Source organism: Bradyrhizobium sp. UNPA324, assembly GCF_006658635.1.
Lineage (GTDB): Bacteria > Pseudomonadota > Alphaproteobacteria > Rhizobiales > Xanthobacteraceae > Bradyrhizobium > Bradyrhizobium nanningense.
Genome location: NZ_LFJD01000004.1, coordinates 7,229,860 through 7,246,638, shown reverse-complemented (window position 1 = coordinate 7,246,638; position 16,779 = coordinate 7,229,860). Strand labels below are relative to the sequence as shown.

Annotated in this window: 19 protein-coding genes and 1 pseudogene; 9 read left to right on the top strand and 11 right to left on the bottom strand. The window is 59.9% G+C overall.

The features are described from left to right. Together UNPA324_RS34790 and UNPA324_RS34785 are read left to right on the top strand one after the other, a co-directional pair. Window positions 1-705, top strand: a pseudogene (locus UNPA324_RS34790) (hypothetical protein); the annotation flags it as partial. A 150-nt stretch (window positions 706-855) separates the two neighbouring features. After that, a complete protein-coding gene (locus tag UNPA324_RS34785) occupies window positions 856-1,140 on the top strand; it encodes a hypothetical protein (protein WP_128919851.1) in 285 nt (94 codons plus the stop codon). Between the two features lie 114 nt (window positions 1,141-1,254). On the opposite strand, the gene UNPA324_RS34780 is transcribed toward UNPA324_RS34785, so the two are convergent. From UNPA324_RS34780 to UNPA324_RS34765, 4 genes are all read right to left on the bottom strand, one after another. Further along, the gene (locus tag UNPA324_RS34780; RefSeq protein ID WP_181769629.1) at window positions 1,255-2,541 is read right to left on the bottom strand and encodes an NRAMP family divalent metal transporter; all 1,287 of its coding nucleotides are present in this window, start codon (window positions 2,539-2,541) and stop codon (window positions 1,255-1,257) included. Window positions 2,542-2,782: 241 nt separating this feature from the next. Continuing rightward, window positions 2,783-2,968 (bottom strand): hypothetical protein, encoded by a 186-nt coding sequence (locus UNPA324_RS34775; RefSeq protein ID WP_128919853.1) that lies wholly within the window; start codon window positions 2,966-2,968, stop codon window positions 2,783-2,785. A gap of 211 nt (window positions 2,969-3,179) precedes the next feature. Next, window positions 3,180-3,806: a hypothetical protein gene (locus UNPA324_RS34770; protein WP_128919854.1), complete on the bottom strand. Its 627-nt coding sequence runs from the start codon at window positions 3,804-3,806 to the stop codon at window positions 3,180-3,182. 12 nt (window positions 3,807-3,818) lie between these two features. Beyond that, window positions 3,819-4,139: a hypothetical protein gene (locus UNPA324_RS34765; protein ID WP_128919855.1), complete on the bottom strand. Its 321-nt coding sequence runs from the start codon at window positions 4,137-4,139 to the stop codon at window positions 3,819-3,821. Window positions 4,140-4,605: 466 nt separating this feature from the next. Between UNPA324_RS34765 and UNPA324_RS34760 the strand changes: the two genes are divergently transcribed. Further along, window positions 4,606-4,854, top strand: a complete 249-nt coding sequence (locus UNPA324_RS34760) for a hypothetical protein (RefSeq protein WP_128919856.1) — start codon at window positions 4,606-4,608, stop codon at window positions 4,852-4,854. A gap of 112 nt (window positions 4,855-4,966) precedes the next feature. On the opposite strand, the gene UNPA324_RS34755 is transcribed toward UNPA324_RS34760, so the two are convergent. The 3 genes from UNPA324_RS34755 to UNPA324_RS34745 all read right to left on the bottom strand — a co-directional run bounded on the left by UNPA324_RS34755 (window position 4,967) and on the right by UNPA324_RS34745 (window position 7,026). Beyond that, window positions 4,967-5,194, bottom strand: a complete 228-nt coding sequence (locus UNPA324_RS34755) for a hypothetical protein (protein ID WP_128919857.1) — start codon at window positions 5,192-5,194, stop codon at window positions 4,967-4,969. Continuing rightward, complete coding sequence (locus tag UNPA324_RS34750) at window positions 5,191-5,391, bottom strand: hypothetical protein (RefSeq protein ID WP_128919858.1); 201 nt, start codon at window positions 5,389-5,391, stop codon at window positions 5,191-5,193. The genes UNPA324_RS34755 and UNPA324_RS34750 overlap by 4 nt, the downstream gene beginning before the upstream one ends. Before the next feature lie 600 nt (window positions 5,392-5,991). Then, entirely contained in the window at window positions 5,992-7,026 is a 1,035-nt protein-coding gene (locus tag UNPA324_RS34745; RefSeq protein WP_128919859.1) for an IS110 family RNA-guided transposase, read from the bottom strand. A 466-nt stretch (window positions 7,027-7,492) separates the two neighbouring features. On the opposite strand from UNPA324_RS34745, the gene UNPA324_RS34740 reads away from it, so the two are divergent. The 3 genes from UNPA324_RS34740 to UNPA324_RS34725 all read left to right on the top strand — a co-directional run bounded on the left by UNPA324_RS34740 (window position 7,493) and on the right by UNPA324_RS34725 (window position 9,772). Beyond that, window positions 7,493-7,831 (top strand): hypothetical protein, encoded by a 339-nt coding sequence (locus UNPA324_RS34740; protein ID WP_245471814.1) that lies wholly within the window; start codon window positions 7,493-7,495, stop codon window positions 7,829-7,831. 907 nt (window positions 7,832-8,738) lie between these two features. Next, window positions 8,739-9,518: a hypothetical protein gene (locus UNPA324_RS35915; RefSeq protein ID WP_246667281.1), complete on the top strand. Its 780-nt coding sequence runs from the start codon at window positions 8,739-8,741 to the stop codon at window positions 9,516-9,518. Window positions 9,519-9,565: 47 nt separating this feature from the next. Continuing rightward, the gene (locus UNPA324_RS34725; RefSeq protein ID WP_128919860.1) at window positions 9,566-9,772 is read left to right on the top strand and encodes a cold-shock protein; all 207 of its coding nucleotides are present in this window, start codon (window positions 9,566-9,568) and stop codon (window positions 9,770-9,772) included. An 11-nt stretch (window positions 9,773-9,783) separates the two neighbouring features. On the opposite strand, the gene UNPA324_RS34720 is transcribed toward UNPA324_RS34725, so the two are convergent. Then, on the bottom strand, window positions 9,784-10,407 hold the full coding sequence (locus UNPA324_RS34720; RefSeq protein ID WP_246667280.1) for a PAS domain-containing protein: 624 nt from the start codon (window positions 10,405-10,407) through the stop codon (window positions 9,784-9,786). 415 nt (window positions 10,408-10,822) lie between these two features. Between UNPA324_RS34720 and UNPA324_RS34715 the strand changes: the two genes are divergently transcribed. Beyond that, window positions 10,823-12,334 (top strand): PAS domain-containing sensor histidine kinase, encoded by a 1,512-nt coding sequence (locus tag UNPA324_RS34715; protein ID WP_128919861.1) that lies wholly within the window; start codon window positions 10,823-10,825, stop codon window positions 12,332-12,334. A 98-nt stretch (window positions 12,335-12,432) separates the two neighbouring features. Here UNPA324_RS34715 and UNPA324_RS35910 read toward each other — a convergent pair whose 3' ends face one another. Then, window positions 12,433-12,633: a hypothetical protein gene (locus tag UNPA324_RS35910; protein ID WP_128919883.1), complete on the bottom strand. Its 201-nt coding sequence runs from the start codon at window positions 12,631-12,633 to the stop codon at window positions 12,433-12,435. 383 nt (window positions 12,634-13,016) lie between these two features. On the opposite strand from UNPA324_RS35910, the gene UNPA324_RS34705 reads away from it, so the two are divergent. Then, on the top strand, window positions 13,017-13,295 hold the full coding sequence (locus UNPA324_RS34705; protein WP_128919862.1) for a hypothetical protein: 279 nt from the start codon (window positions 13,017-13,019) through the stop codon (window positions 13,293-13,295). Between the two features lie 256 nt (window positions 13,296-13,551). Here UNPA324_RS34705 and UNPA324_RS34700 read toward each other — a convergent pair whose 3' ends face one another. Next, a complete protein-coding gene (locus tag UNPA324_RS34700; protein ID WP_181769628.1) occupies window positions 13,552-13,842 on the bottom strand; it encodes a site-specific integrase in 291 nt (96 codons plus the stop codon). An 863-nt stretch (window positions 13,843-14,705) separates the two neighbouring features. Between UNPA324_RS34700 and UNPA324_RS34695 the strand changes: the two genes are divergently transcribed. Further along, complete coding sequence (locus tag UNPA324_RS34695) at window positions 14,706-15,260, top strand: group I truncated hemoglobin (protein ID WP_141938566.1); 555 nt, start codon at window positions 14,706-14,708, stop codon at window positions 15,258-15,260. Between the two features lie 360 nt (window positions 15,261-15,620). Here UNPA324_RS34695 and UNPA324_RS34690 read toward each other — a convergent pair whose 3' ends face one another. Then, window positions 15,621-16,646, bottom strand: a complete 1,026-nt coding sequence (locus tag UNPA324_RS34690; protein WP_141938563.1) for an IS110 family RNA-guided transposase — start codon at window positions 16,644-16,646, stop codon at window positions 15,621-15,623. Between the last annotated feature and the right edge of the window lie 133 nt (window positions 16,647-16,779).

The following is a 16,779-nucleotide window of genomic DNA, read 5'->3' as shown; positions in this document are numbered from 1 at the left end:
CAGGCTGCGGACGCTTCGCCAGCGGCAGCGAAGGCGGCGGAGCCTGGCAGCGACGACCACAGCAATTCGGGGCACTCGCCTTCCGCCAATGAAGCGGAAGCAGGTGAGAGCGTCGCAACGATCGGCGGCGCGGATCACGGCACCTCGCCCCACGCCGCGGAGCCGGGATCGGCCGAGCCGGCGGACGTGGAGATGGCGGAGGCGGAATCCAAATCCGGCAGCGGCGCCGGGAATGACAATGAGCATCAGTCCCAAGCTGCGGACGCTGCGTCACCGGCATGGAAGACGGCAGAGCTGGCTGTCTTGGAGCACGGCAAGTCGGGGGACGATTTGCCTTCGATCTCTCCAGACTCAGCTCCCGGGATCGTCGAACCGAGCGCCGCAGGAGACGATAACACCGCAGGCGAAGATCCGCAGCAGCCTACGCGATCTGCTGCAATCGACCCTGAAGCAAAGCCGGCCAAAACTGGATTCGAGATCAGCGGCGCAGATTACGCGTTCCGCTTCGATGACGGACCAGCTCCTGCCGCGCTCGCCGCAGCCGTCGAGCCCAAAGAACTCGGAAATCCCCACATTACGCTCGATCAGAAAGACGCCCCCCAGATGATTGCCGAAATTGTCCCCGGTGCGCTGGGTGAACAGGCGGCCGACCACGGCCTTCATGGTTCGCATCACGGACCTGCGTCACATGACTGGCTGATTTGAAGCGTTGCATCCTCGTTGACTGAACATGGACAGAGGCGCGACGGCGCGAGCCCGATGTCGAGCAATCTGTGTGGAACCCGGCTGATGGAAGCGGGAACCGGAAGGGGCGCGTCTGAATTAACCTGCGATAGGACAATAGCGGATCCTGCGATGACAAGTGGTCGTTTCGCCAATTCCATCTCCGCCGCGCTCCGCCATCCCGGCGTGATCGCGCTCATCGTGGCCGGCGTGACGATCGCAGCAATGCTGATCGTCGACCACGGCCCCTGGAATCGCGCCAAGACGCAGCCGGCCCATGTCGCGATGTATGCGACCACCGGCGAAGCGGCACGGGCCGCGGGCGCCAAGGTGCTCCCGACCACTCCGAAATCGCCGATCGAGCCGGCGCGGCCGGGGCCCAGGACGTCCCCCGTCGTCAATCCCGTGACACCGTAGTCGCGTCAGCTCTTGCGACCGTAATTCAAGAGTCCGCCGCTGGTCTTCGGCGCATGCGCGCAAGCTTCCTCTTTGCGGAAAACCGCTTCGCGCCGTTCCGGATCATGCTTTAGCTCAGCCGATCAGCGACGAGCCGAGCAAGGCGAGGACGGCCAGCGCCATCAGCGCGGTGCCGAGCCAGCCCAGCGCGATCAGCCATGACCGGGCCCTGAAGCGGCCCATGATCGTGCGGCTCGAGACGATCAGCATCATCATCGCCATGATGGGGACGGCGACGATGCCGTTGAGCACGGCGCTCCACACCAGCATGTGGATGGAGTCTATTCCCGTGAAGCCGAGGCCGAAGCCGATGATGGTTGCCGCCGCGATGATGGTGTAGAAGCCGATCGCCTCGTCGGGCTTGGCTTCCAGCGTGGCACGCCAGCCGAAGATCTCCGCGACGCCATAAGCGGCCGAGCCCGCCAGCACCGGGATTGCGAGCAGACCCGTGCCGATGATGCCGAGCGCGAACAACGCGAAGGTGAAATCCCCGGCGAGCGGCCGCAGCGCTTCGGCCGCTTGCGTCGCCGAACCGATGTTGGTGACGCCGTTGGCGTGCAGCACCGACGCGGTGGTGAGGATGATGAAGAAGGCGATGCAGTTGGACAGCAGCATGCCGGAGATGGTGTCGGCCCTGATGCGCGCAAGCTCCGGACGGCCGCCGTGCTTGAGCTCGCGCAGCGGCTTGTCGCGCTTGCCCTGGTTCATCTCCTCGATCTCCTGCGAGGCCTGCCAGAAGAACAAATATGGGCTGATCGTGGTGCCGAGCACGGCGACGACCATGAGGAAATAGTCGCCGCTGACATTGGCCTTGGGCCACACCGCGGCGAGCAGGGCCGTGCTCCAGGGGATATTCACGGTGAAGGCGGTCGCGACATAGGCGAACAGCGCCAGCGTGAGAAATTTCAGCACCGGCGAATAGCGGCGATAGGGCAGGAAGACCTGCAGCAGGGTCGAGCCCGCCGCGAAGATCAGCGCGTGCTCGTGATTGAGCCCGCCGATGACAAGCGACAGCGCCTCGGCCATCGCGGCGATGTCGGCGGCGATGTTGAACGTGTTGGCGGCCACCAGCATAGCGACGAGGCCGAGCACCGCCCAGCGCGGCGCGACCTGCATGACGTTGGCGGCGAGCCCCTTGCCGGTGACGCGGCCGATCTGCGCGCTGACGAGCTGGATGGCGATCATGAACGGCGTGGTGAGAAACACCGTCCACAGCAGCCCGTAACCGAATTGCGCGCCGGCCTGCGAATAGGTCGCGATGCCCGACGGATCGTCGTCGGCAGCGCCGGTGATCAGGCCCGGCCCCAGTCGTTGCAGCAGCGACGGCGAGGATTTCGTCGGGGAGAGGGCGCTGTCGTTCATGGAAGGGAGGACCTTAATCGAGGGCGGTGTTCTCAATAGCAAATGCTAACGAGAGAACATAGGTTCCACGCCGCGTAGGGCAGACCCGCAATTTCTGAAAATACTAATTCAACTTGACCGCCGGGCAAAACACGTGTAGAGTCCCATCATCCCAAGAATTCTCGAGCCCCCGGACGCCTCGGCGCGCGCCTCGCGTCAGGCGCGGCCATGAATGCACGGATGGAAGGCGTGCGCCGGCTCGCTACTTGACGCTGACGAACATGCCCCAGGCGGCTGTGAGCGCTGCGCCGGAAAAGACGATCAGCGGGTTGTCGCAGAATGCACCGCCATAGGTGCATACGGTTGTGCCGAACGAGCCGATCTCGTGATGGCTCGCGGAATAGAACAGTCCCGACAGCCCCAGCAATGCAGCGGCGACGTAGTACATGGCGATCTCTCCGAAGCTCTCCCGCCTGTGTCTGCGCAAGGAGAGCGAGCGACATGCTTCAGCATGGCGCGAACAGCTTTCATTCCGCCGAATCCGATGCGCCGGATTTGGCTCAATTTGGCGTTAAATTCCTGTTTTTCCCGACGTGGCAGGGTGGATCGCTCTCACGTCAAAAAAGGCCCCGCAGTGCGGGGCCTTTGTCGTATCGGGCTTATCGCCGCGGGCCGGCGCCGTAGAGCTCGCGCTCGCGGCCGATGTCCTCCGGCGACAGCGGCGGGCTTGCGGCATCGAAATCGGTCCAGCCGCTCTTCTGCCAGGCCGCGCTGCGATCCACAAGATTCACGGACCTCTCGTGGAGCAGGGCATCGAGCCGCGCGCGGTCCTGGTCGGGCACCTTTGCTGTCACCAGCGTGCCGCCGCGGCGAACGCCCTCGGCATAGCGCGATGCATCTTCCCTGGAGACGCCGGCCTCGGTCAGGGCGCCGACGATTCCACCCGTGGCCGCACCGGCGGCTGCGCCGGCTGCCGTCGAGGCGAGCCATCCTGCAGCCACGACCGGCCCGAGGCCGGGGATGGCGAGCAGACCGAGGCCGGCGAGCAGGCCTGCCGCGCCGCCGAGGCCGGCGCCGATGCCGGCACCCGTGCCGGCGCCTTCGGCGCGATCGTCGACGCCGTCGCGGTCACGATCGACCTTGCCGGAGCGCGAGCCGTACCAATTGTCGGAATTGTTGGCGACGATGCTGATGTCGGCGTGCGGCACGCCGGCCCCCTCGAGCCGGGACACGGCGCGCGCGGCGTCGGAATAATTGTCGTAGAGGCGAGAAATGGTGGTTGTCATTTGAATGATTCCTTACTTGGCGGGGTTCACGTTGCCCTGGAAGTCCAGGCTGACGTCGGTCTTGGTGCCGGCCTTGTCGGCCTTGCCGCGCCAGACGCCCTGGTCGTCCTTGTGCAGTCCGGAGACGTTGGAATATCCGGCGCCCTCGATCCGCGATTTCGCCTGCCCCTCGGTGAAGCTGTTGCGGCCCTCGACCGGCTTGTTCGAGTTGTTGTGGTCCGAGCTGTTGACGGCGTTGTTGCCCGGCCCGCTTTGCGCGGGCTGCGACTGGGCGCCTGCGGGCACTGATGCGAGCAGCAACAAGGTTGCGGCCAGCAGAGTTAGACGTGACATGTTGTTGTCTCCTTCAAGTGATTGTGCCGGCGACAACGAGCGGGATTCGAAATGGTTGCTCGCCTTCGAAGCTGCCGAGTGCCGCGGCATGGTCTCGCTTCGATCGACCTCGCCAAGGTGAGGCAGCGAGGAACAATTGCCACGATATCCCGTTTGCACGCGGGCGCGGCAGCGCCAACCATGCAATCACGCCAACCCTTGTTGAAGAAGGAGACAGCGCAAGATCATGGGCGGGACGAGAGGGCAATGCAGCTCGACGAAACACGCCTGAAACAATGTTGAAACCCGATTGTCCTGAACTCCGCGCGTCCGGCCCTCGACCAACGGAGCGAACAGGAGAGACAATCATGATCCAGGTCGGTTCGAAGGAAGAAGTCGCGTTCTTGCTGGCGCTGTTCGGCACCCACACCCAGCCCGTGAAGCGGCCGAAGCCGAAATCGCAGCAAAGTTGAGAGGCGAAAGATCCATGCCAGGTTTGGCCGAATGCCAGAGCCTGCTCAGGCTCCTGATCGCCAGGGGCGATCCCAAGGCCATCCCGCTCGCCAAAGGCGCCATCGACCAGTATCTGAACACGGCGCCCGTCAGCGCCCGCGGTCGGGGCTTGCGCGTGCTCCAGCGCGACGCACTCGACCAGCATGATGTGGCGGTCGGCGTGCAGCGCTCGTTCGCCGAGACGGTGGACGCCTATATCGCGCGCAAGCTTGCGGAAGAGTAAGCGGGACCGCGCGAGGCAGACGCTGTCCTGGGTTCGACGCTGACGATCCCGTGATGCAGGTGACGCTCTCATTCGCGATCGAGTCTCTCGCGTCGCGAGCGCGGTCACACGATCATTGACGCGTCAGTGTCGGTCGGGATTGCTGCTGCTGCGGCGGCCAGGATTGCTCGGAGTTGAGCACGGCGATCTTGCGGCCGAGCTGCCACACCTCGACCATGCCGTGCCGCGTGAACTGCCGCGCGAAGGCGAGGGCGGACTCGTCCGATGAGGCCTCGAAGGCTTCGGCCGAACGGAAGACGCCGTTCTCGCCGACGAGGTAAGCGCGATATTGCTGGCTCATGTCGGCGCCCTCAGGCCGGGCGAGCGCAGCCAGGCATCGATCTGCATGGCCGTCTCGTCCTGTCGCGCCCGGCGCAGCAGCATCTCGCGGCGGCGCCCCGGCGCGAGCGCACGCGCTTCCGCGCGGCAGCGTATGGCCTCGTCAGCCAATCTTTCGTTGAGTGTTTTGGTCTGCTTGAAACGACGACGCGTCAGCATGGCGCATGTCCCCTTGTTGGTGGAGGGCGGGAGCGCGAACCGGCGTTCTCATCACCGATCTCGTGCCACGGGCCTTGCGGTGATGGGTGAAGGCTAGGCCCGCCGCAGTGGCGAGTCTGTATCTTTTGATACGTGCGCAGATTAAATTTCGACAGCAATACTGAGCTTGTTGAGCGACTTACTCAATTTGAGTGCGGGGCGGTACCTGAGCTCATTCTTGGACCAAAGCGATAGCGGGCCGTTTGCATCGCACACACGCGCTGGTCAGCGCGCGTACCCGTGGCCTCCGTCTCCCGCCGAGATGATCTTCTTGCATGGGGTCGAGGATCAAGACATGTACTCATCTGTGGACGCCCCGTGAGATGCAAGCGATTTTTGAAGAAGATCGGCACTTAGTCGGATGCTGCCATCTGTCCGGCCTCTGATGGTGCAGCGATGAAGCTGCGGGCCCGTATGGGAGTTCGCGGACCGAAACCAAATCATAAACGCGTGCTCTGGGCACGATGGGTACACCTGGTTCTTCCGGCCCCGTCTCGCCGACTGTTGTGCCATACCCTCCTTCGACCGACTACATCTCTGACGACTTCAGGCCCACCAAGATCAAGCCTTGGCTGAGACCGGAGCCCTGTAGTTTTCGCGCTTTACAAGTAACGCCCAGACGATCCGGGCCATCTTGTTCGCCAGCGCGACCGTTACCAGCATGCGAGGTTTGCGAGTCAACATCTGTTCGAGCCAGGAACCCTTTGGCGCTCCGCGTTTGCTCGCCTGTTGCACAACAGCGCTGCTGCCGATGATGAGGAGGCGCCTGAGCGTTCGCTCCCCCATCTTGGACGTCGCGCCAAGCTTCTGTTTGCCACCCGTCGATTTTTGAAGAGGCGTGAGGCCCAACCAGGCGGCAAAGTCGCGGCCCTTGGCGAAGGTTTCGATCGGCGGCGCTAGGGCGGCGATCGCGGTGGCGGAGATCGGGCCGATGCCAGGAATGGTCATCAGCCTGCGCGATACCTCGTCCTCGCGAGCGCGTCGCGCGATCTCCTTGTCGAGATCCGCGATCTTGCCATTCAACTCGGCGAGAAGGTCTAGCATCACTCGGAACATGGGACGGGCCGCTTCGGGAAGGGAGCTGGCCATCGCTTCCTCCTCGATCAGGTCGGCAAGCGTCGCCACATGCGATGGCCCCTTGGGCGCTATCCAACCATATTCCGTGAGGTGTCCTCGGATCGCATTGATGAGCTGGGTTCGTTGCCGCACCATCAGGTCCCGGGTTCGAAACACCAGACCCGCAGCCTGTTGCTCTTCACTCTTCACGGCAACGAACCGCATGCTTGGCCGCTGCGCAGCTTCGCAGATTGCCTCAGCATCGATCGCGTCGTTCTTTTGCCGCTTTACAAACGGCTTTACATAAGCGGGCGGGATCAGCCGAACCTCATGGCGAAGCCGCGTGAGCTGTCGGGCCCAGTGATGGGCTCCGCCACATGCCTCTAAAGCTACCGTGCAATTCGGCTGGGCTGCGAAGAAATCCAAGAGCTTTCCTCGGCTGATCCGTTTGCTGAATACAGCCCGTCCTTTCCCGTCCGCTCCATGAACGTGGAAAACATGCTTAGCGATATCCAGACCGATTGTGCTAACGTGCAACACGGACGCCTCCCTTAAGTGGTGCTAAACACCTCCACTTTGGCACATCGATGCCGTCGGCGGGGCGTCCACCCCATCATAAACGCCGGCTTCCGAGGGCCGAGCGGATCGCTATCGACGGTAGAGTGGACACGGGGAGCGCGCTCGCGCCGACCGCCGCTTGTGTGTCCAAAGCTGGCATTTTGCGGCAAGTCTCCCGGGCGAACCACGCTCAAGCGAGCGTCGGCCCCGCGTTACAGACGAGTCCAGATTCCGCGGTATGCTTCAAACAGAGCCTGACTTGCCCCTCCATATTAGGAACAACCCCGAACAATAAACGTAGTCGAGGCAGTGCGTGGAGGAGATTATGACGACGACACGGAACCGGGTGCCTCTTCATTCCTCCGATAGCGATAATCGTCGCATCCAGCGCGTGATGCGGGCGAACGTCGCCTAGTTTGCTGAACATCGTGGCGAGATTGCCGAGCGCTTGCGCGAAATCGATCGGGAGTGGGACATCGAGAGAGCGATCGAGGCCAACGCCGCAGTGATCGGATTCACAGGGATAGCCTTAGCGGCCACCAACAGCCGGCGCTGGCTTGCGCTTCCGGCGCTGGTGACCAGCTTTCTGTTTCAACACTCGATCCAGGGGTGGTGCCCTCCGGTTCCCATGTTGAGAAAGCTGGGCTTTCGCACTTCGTACGAAATCGAAGAAGAACGCCGCGCCCTGATGGCGCTGAGAGGTGATTTCGGGCACGTGGCCGAAAGTGCGGATGCGGCCCTTCGCGCTTCCACCGGCGCTACAAATGCACCTAGGCCGGCCGTGTAGGTGCTGCGACTCAGCGGCTCAGCCAATGCAGTAGTACGGGATGTGGCCCTTTGGGTGGAGGGCACTCCCACGCAGCAATCGCGAACAGCGAAATTGTGAAGAGAATGAGAGGTCTGCCACTCATCTTGAGTTTCCTCACATGCACAACGCCGCTCTAACCGAATTTGTTGGTTAGGCGGCGCTGCTTTGTCACTGTCGCCAATCTGTGTGCGACAGATCTTGTTCCTTTTTGTCGAGACTTTCGACTGCCGGAAGTGTCCAAGGTCGGATCAGGAGGGAAAGTCGGCTGGCTTCACGTCAACGCGATCGGCGTGCAATGACCAATCTCGGGTCGAATGCAGTTCGCAGAACTCTTGCTTCGCGATGCGTACGACCTCTGCCTCACTCCGAGCGTTGACTTCCATGGCACGCTGGCACGCCTGGTAAACTTGGCCTTTATCGCCAATCACGTCTTTGAAGAACCTGACAATAGGACGGCACAGGAATCTCTTTCGCCCGAATAACCTTTGGCGTGCCCATTGGTTCCAGTTCTGCCAATAGGAGGTTAATCGCTGGCCACATGTGTCAACGACGGTATGCTTCGCGCGATCCCATTGTGAATAAGAGTAGAGATCGTGAGAACGTCGGTCCGCCGACTACTTGTTTGGTTGGCCGCGAAGAGCCTTCAGGTTTAGGTAAAGATCGCAAATATGAGCGCTGAAGATACTGGCGCTCATAACACCAAGCGATAGTGCGAGCATTTTGTCTCTCCTTGAGTGGGGAGTGTCTGATCTATCCCAACGCGCCCTTTTTCCAATTCGGGTGATTGCCTAAGGGCTGTTGCGGAAGCGTTTGTGGAGGCAGCCGGCCTATCGATCGGCCATCGCCCGGAGCGTTGCGCCGTGCTCGGTTGATCGCGCAATGTTCAATGAAGCTGCTCGCAAGTGCTCAGCTGCGGATGCAGTGGTTGCCCTGGACTCGATGTAAAGTTGCCCCGAGATCAGCGCGACAGCTGCGCAGACCAAAACAAACATCGCTAATGCAAATTGATGAGCTTCATTCATTTGCTTGCCCAAGCGTTCACAAGATCCGAATTGATGACAGGTTTTCACGCTGGCTCGATGTCGCGTTGACAGACATCAAACTCCTCGCAGGTACGATTCAGGCCAGACTATCGGTTCCGATTTCGGAACTAAAAGGCGGCATTCAAACCGAGAGGCAACTGTCACGGCGCATGAGCCCCCCGCGCGGATCTCATGGTCTTCATCGGCCTAGCACATGCCCACTACTTGCGACGGTCGGGCTCATTTTGTTGAGCGAGGTCAATGAAGGGTCGAAAGAATTGCGTTTTGAACGACATCTAAGAGTTCTCCAGGAGGAAAGCGCGATGGCTGCGCGTGAGCTGCAGAGGGTGGATGCCTCGTTTAAATTCAATCGAGCTACGGGGGCCGGCATGCCAGGCCGCTCCGAGCAGCGCGCGGTGAGGGATCATGAGTCGAGGCAAGACGGTCTGCTAGACATCGCCTTCGAGAAGTCATGGAAGTTCGTCGATAAAGATCCGTTTCTCGCGCATAGTCCCAGGGGGCTGCTGCGCGCTCGATTGCAGACGCTTCTCGAAATTTCAGCCAGCAAGGGCGAACGTGACCTCCTGCGACTTGCGAATGGCGCTATCTGGAAATTACGAGACGAATTCGCAGGTCATTCATGATCATCAGGCGAGCGAGATATTTTTGTTTTGGCCTTGAGGAGTAGGAAATGGCGTTGGGAATCGTGAAGTGGTTCGATGCAACGAAGGGCTACGGCTTTATCCAGCCGGACAGCGGCGGGCCGGACGTGTTCGTCCATATTTCGGCGGTTCAAAAGGCGGGGCTTATCGACCTAGCCGAGGGTGCGCGCGTCAGCTATGAACTGGTGACAGGCCGCAATGGAAAAAGCTCGGCAGACAATTTGCGGGTTGCGTGAGGCGCATTTCGCTAGACGGTGCGTCCTGCACTGGCGTACGTCGAAGTGACATCGATCACTTGATGCAGGATAAAGGCAAGATTACCACTTCCGTTAAGCACCGGGCTGTTCAGCGGCTGCCAATATCGCTCCACAAAGACACCGCTGGCGTTTCGAACGTCATACCGCTGCACCGCCATGGCGTCTGATTGACCGGTTTCGGCAACCACGCGCAACGAGGCAAACAGGTTTGCAACGCCATCGGCCAGCGGCTCGTCGGGGTTGTCGGGAAAGACATCAAACATCTTCTCCCCGGCAACCCTGCCGGGCTCGATCATGGTCGCCGAGGCATAGGCCGTATTGGCATCGACGATGTGCAAGCCAGGGTTTGGATCGATCAACAATAAGGGCTTCGCTGCGGCCTCGAACTGCCACTGAAACTTGTTGGTCATCTTTGGCGCGGAACGCGCGAAGGCGCGCTCCCGCATGATTTGAGCATTGGAATGTACGCCCATTGAGGCAGCGGTGAGCGTCGCCAGCCGGCGCTTTGACGCAACCAACTGTTCTTGAATGAAGGCGCGCGATTTCTCCGGCTGCTCCTCGGACAGGAGGCGTTCGAAATGCGCGATATTCTGCTCTCCAATAAAACGCTGCATACTCAACTCTACCTAAGAAGCGGCTTTCGTTTGGCCCAGCAGTTTACCATTGAGCTAATGATGAAAGATGCTTTTGGAGCAGGCCGCGCGGACTACCAAAAAATAAACACCCTCAGGCTCCTTTGGCAGGTCGGTGAATTACACGTTCATGCCATCTAATCTAAATGCAATCTGGCAAGTCATGCCAGCAAATATTGGGCAGTGGGAGAACCGTGAAACTACCTATTTTTAGAGGATTCTCAAAATGCGCGTATGACAGTTTGCGCTAGAGCAACGACGTACGTCGAAGACCGCAGATGCTACTTCTGAGTGGGCTACCTTTGCCTAGCTTTGCGCAGTCTCTTCTATAAACAGCTTCCGTCGGTCATCAGTTAGAGGATTGGTGTCTTCACCTTTTTGTGCGCTGGGAGTTAAGATGATTGTAGGCGGACCTGGCCGCATTTTGGTCCAAACGACGGCAGTCGTCCATAAGACGCATGCAGCGGCATCGCAATACGCACTAGCGGCCATCTCGGTTACGATTGCGTTCTCTCTTCGCTTCATTCTGGAACCGGTGCTTCGGGATCAGGCGCCTTATCTGTTCTTCATGCCGGCTGTGCTGCTGGTCGCGGGTGCAGGCGGGCTCGGTCCCGGCATTTTGGCCACGGGCCTGAGCATCCCCGCCGTGTCCTACTTCATTGGAAGATTTGGCGTCGGCTGGCCCGAACTCCTCAATGGCGCAACATTTGTACTGATGGGAGTTGGTGCGGCGTGGATTGGGGGCGGCCTGAAGCAAGCGAATTCCCGCGCCGCGACGCGACAGGCCCACCTTCAGTCGATAATCGACACGATACCCGAAGCGGCGATTGTGATTAACGAGCAAGGCGCCATCCAATCCTTTAGCGCCACTGCCGAACAGATGTTCGGCTATGTCGCGGCTGAAGCCATCGGCAAGAATGTCAATCTACTGATGCCGTCGCCGTATAGGGAGGAGCATGACGGTTATCTCGAACGGTATCGCCGGACAGGAGAGCGCCACATTATCGGAATCGGCCGCTCAGTGGACGGGAGACGAAAGGATGGCTCGACGTTTCCTATTCAACTTTCCGTCGGGGAGGTTCGGATAGGCAGCGAACGCTTCTTTACCGGGTTCATCCGCGACATGACGGAAGTTCAGAAGACGCAAGCTCGCTTGCGCGAGCTCCAGTCCGAGCTGATCCATGTGTCGCGCCTGACCGAAATGGGCGAAATGGCCTCGGCCATCGCGCATGAAATCAATCAGCCATTGTCGGCGGTTGCGAACTATTTGAAGGGCTCGCGCCGTCTACTAGATGACAACATAGATCCCCGAACGATTACGACTGTTAAGGGGGCGATGGACAATGCAGCGAAACAGGCTCTGCGCGCCGGGGAGATCATCCGACGCTTGCGTGAATTTGCGAGCGGCGGCGAGAGTGAAAAACAAGTCGGAAACATCGCGAAGATAATCGAGGAGGCCGCTGCCCTCGCTCTCGTTGGAGCAAAGGAACGGGGCATCCGCGTTACATTCCAATTTGATCCCGAGGTCGATCTCGTCTTGGTCGAGAAAGTCCAAATCCAGCAAGTACTTGTGAACCTTATTCGAAATGCTATTGAGGCCATGGAGGACTGCAGCCAGCGCGAACTGACCATTCGTACGATGCCTGCGGAAGCAACGATGTTCGCGATTGAGGTGGACGACACCGGTTCAGGCATATCGGAGGAAATGGCGTCGAAGTTGTTTCAGCCGTTTGCGACCAGCAAGCCCCGCGGAATGGGAATTGGACTCTCAATTTCACGGGCCATTATCGAGGCGCATGGTGGCCGGATCGAAGCAAGTCCGCGCCTAGGCGGCGGAACGACGTTCAAGTTTACACTGCCAGCGTTACGGACTTCGGACCTCCAGGAACAGCCCGCGAGCTGCGTCTGAATTCGCTGTCTTGATGGAGAGAAGCGGTCCGCCCTATGCGCGGCGGTGGCATGCCCCAGCGCATCAGCGTCATCTCGGTCCCGGCCGACGTGCTCAACCTAGATTATCCCCTTCTTGGTAGCCCGCAAGCTGCGGACGTAATATCCTTGTGTTTGAACGGCTGATCTTATCTCGTCGCTAACTTTGGAAACCCTTTTTCTGCTCTTACGCCACTTTTGTCTGGAGCTGAGCGTAGGTAACGCAGAACCTTTGCTTAGGACGAGCAAGTCGCATTTATCGTTGCGATAGACATCAAACATTTTTGCCCCCGCTGATCGTATCGAAGTAAACAGAAAATGTATTTCAGCTATCTTGATCGGCCAGCTTACTGCCTCTGATGGCGGCGCGGGTTGTAAATGTGCAACGCTCAGCACTTTCTGCTGCGCCACGCTCCAGACCGGGGAACGAACTCATGTCAGGCTTAGCGCACTAGCACACCTGCTGTCGCACGGCGGCAACCCAAAGAAGCGCCAGTCCACCACCTTCCAAAAATTTTGGAGTGCGCGAGCACTATGTAGACCATGCTCCTCCGTGGTTCTTCCTGAGCAAACTCGATCGACAACCAGAGCGGGAGCAGCTCCTGCTGTCCTGATGACAAGGATGCAAAGGGAATCTTTCGGCCGTCATCGGAAACAACGTACGCTTGATCCCGATTGAACATAATGTTGCCGCCGAAGAGCTTATGCATCAGCTCGTTTCGATTTCGCTGCTGCTGCTCAGAGGGCCGTTTGGCACGAAACACCAGGTTGCCTCGTTCGTCTCGAATGCTCGCAAAGAACCTCCCGAAGCGAACGGTCAGAGGATCGAGCATCCCACTGTATTCGAAAGCCGCAATTGCCTTTCCAATGCTTGTGAACAAGGACCGCCCGGCAGGAACGAAAAGCTGCCAATTCGCGAACTCACCTTGAAGCTCACGCTCTAATCTCTCTCTGGCAGTAACTCGAAACCGATCCGGCTGGCGCTCGATCGGCCGGGCGTTAATTGGGACTTTGCCAGTGCTGCTTGAGACCTTCGACCTAAGTAGAGGCCCGGTATCCCTGTGCTGCGCAACTCGCGCTAGAACGTTGTTCGCACCGGGGCAGGTTATTTTAGTATGGAACAATACTTCATGCCGGTGGGCCGCAGAGCAATCTGCGGCCATTTCGTTTTCTCTATCGTATCCGTGGTGCACTGAGCGATCAGGCGACGAGGCGCAAGTCGGCTTTCGCGGACATCGTAGGCGCAGGCTCGGCGATGATCCGTCGGAGCTCGGCTGCGACGCCATCGAGCACGTTGCGCTTCTGGTTCATGCGCTTGGACCGAACGTAGACCCCGGTCACGCGAGCGACCTTCTCGCCGTCGTCCTTGGTCACGGCATGGTCGAGGCATTTGGCAATGGCCGCGTCCGAGAAGCCGAGTTCACCGGCCAGCGTCGCAGCGGTGCGGCGCAGGTCGCAAGAAAATCGAGGCGAGACATACAGCTCCAGCAACCGTAAAGCCGCGCACTCGAAGCCGCCAAACTCGGACTTCCTCTGAAACGGTCATCCCTCTTCTTTCAGGGCACGTACGCTCCCGCGCCTAATGGCTCTGCGGCTTTCGTCTTCGATCTGGGGACGACTGAGATGTCTCGTGAGCCGCCCTTCAGCGCCCCATCCGCGCCGCCTCGCGATCGGGGCTAACAGCAGGCAGGCCAAGTTCAACGCAATCAGCGCGATCAGTAGATAGAGGCCGTAAAACACGAAAATGCAGGACGCGCCCGCGACGATAAGGACGAGCAGAACGGTGGGCGGGATTCTGAAGCGAAACATGCTCACCATGGTAACACAACGTCACCTAGGTTCGCGCCTCTCCAGGAACAAGGTTTGCAGACCGTTTAAGTCTGCTGGTGGCCCTATGCGTCAGATGATCCGCGAGGATTTGATCGAGCTAAGCGAATTCGCCAAATCGATCCGCAAGAAGCTCCACTGATGCAGCTCCAATGAGAGTGTGAAGGCGACTGAACGTCGCCTTTTGGCCCGAGCCTGACCTTAGCTCGGAGCGCCGCGAGGTCTGCTTCCTAAAGGTGACCCGAACAGGGCGATGCGAGCGGGCCAAGGCAGCTTTGACCTGTCCGGACATTTTGCAGTCGTGAGCCACGGCGCGGGTTTGGATCGGGACGTCCACTTCGATTTTGACGGGAACCTTTTCCCTTCAAAGCCATCCAAGAGAGCAGCAGGCAGAGCGCCGATCAGACGGGTGGGACACGCGAACAATGCGGACGCACGCATTGGCATCGCAAGACGCTGAGCTACGGACACAGAGTGCATGTGCTCGAGGCGGTGAGACCTTTCGAGCTATCCCCAAGGAGGCACCAATGGCAAGGGCTCTTTCGACTTCCATCACCCGACGAAACATCGTCGCAGGGTTGGCGATAACCGCTGTCCCACTGGCTTTGGCGACTGCGAACAACGTGCATGCGCAGGACAAGCAAACCGCGCCTGAGAAAAGTCTTTATGAGCGGCTGGGCGGCGTTGTCGCGATTGCGGCGGTAGTGGACCACTTTAGCGATGCCGTCGTTAAGAATCCTATGGTCGGCCAGAAATCTAAGAATCCGCAGCTCCGAGAATGGCATACCAAGAGCTTGGAAAGGCTGCCCGGCCTCAAGTTCATGCGCACGCTATGGGTCTGCGACGTTTCGGGTGGGCCTTTCAAGTTCACAGCTACAAGGCCCGGCGCAACGCCGCTTGGCCTTGAGGAGGCCCACCGCAACCTCCGGATCTCACCCGCAGAGTTCGACGAGGTCGCAGCGGAACTCGGGCGGAGCCTGGATCACTTCAAGGTCCCGAAGCGTGAGAAGGCCGAAGTCCTGGAAGCCTTCGCCGCCCACAAAGATGAGGTGACCGCCGGTTATTTCGCTAAGCGCGGCTAAACCACCATGTCCTCCAGAGGATCCCGCCACGGCTAAAGCCGGGCGGAGTTGTTAAGCTGCGCGCCGACGAGGCGATCGACTAAGGCTGCGAGCTGCTGCGTTCCGACGGGGTCCGCTCTTGATGCTGTTGTCTAATCGCTACCGGGGCGTCAAGCATCTAATCGCTGAGGAGACACTGCCGGGTGCATGGTTGTCTTCGCGGTCGGCATCAGCCGCCGCATGATGGAGCTTCGCGGGACGAGCCTTCAATGTGGACGACGCACTTTGCTGAGTCAGCAGTGCAACAGCATCAGCGGAATGGCTCGGCTCACGTCCCGGCAGGGACGCCTTAGGCGTTCAGGTGCAGAACGCTATCGGGACTTATGCGGCAGCTCCGGCATTCGGATTAAACAGCTCGCCGGTTTTAAGCATCGTATGCATTATCACCGCCAGTTTGCGCGCCACGGCCACGGCAGCTCTTTTGAAGCCGATCCTCTGCCGGAGCTGCAGACCCCACGTGCGCAGAGTGCTGTCGGTTGAGCTGCGCGTCAGAATGACCGCAGCCGCTTCGTACAGAAGCCCTCGCAAATGGTGGTCGCCACGTCGGGATATATGGCCGTCATAATCGACTTCTCCGGATTGGTAGCGGCGCGTTGTCAGGCCGATCCAGGCGCCAACAGATCGGGATTTCTTGAAGTTGTCCGGCCTCTCAATGGCTGTTGTGAAGGCGGTTGCGGTGATCGCACCGATGCCGGGAACAGACATAAGGATGCGGCAAGCCTCACTCTGGCGCGCGTCCCGGACCAACTGGCGTCCGAGTTCGGCGGCGCGGATGCGAATGCCACGCCAGGCTTCCAGCATCGGAAGCACGATCGATGCAAGTCCGTCCTGATTGGCAAGAAGGCTCCGGACGTTCTTCTCGAAGGTGCTTCCCTTTCCGGCGGGAACCAGCAGACCGAAGGTTTTCATGACACCGCGGATCTGATTGGAGAGCTCGGTAGTGATCCGGACCAGCCGCGTCCGCGCCGCCACAAGCGTGCGTGTCAGCATACTGTCGAATTCCTTCACGCGCACCTCACGAAAGAACCCGACTTCCGCGAGCTGCGCCAGACCATCGGCGTCATTCGCGTCCGTCTTGTTCGCCGCCATGTCAAGCGCCGCTTTAGCATGGCGCGCATCGATGCAGATCGCCGGCAACCCTTCGGCGCGCAGAGAATGATAGAACCACACCGACAGCGGTCCGGTCTCGAATACGACGCGTTTCACGGATGGCGCCCGCTTGCGGATGAGCTCGGCTATGATTCTGGGATCAGATGCGCACTTGCCGCGCCAGATCCGTTCACCTGCTCGGCGGATCGAGACTGCCGTCTCTTTCATCGACACGTCGAGACCGATATATTCTTCCATGGCTGTTCTCCATTCGATGCTTGGGCCCGGCGTCCAGTCGTGAGCCCGTATTTCCATCCTATCGGGGAACAGCCACCAGCTTCCATTATCGGTTGGGCCTGATTCAGGGTGACTCGCTCCCGCGATTACCCCA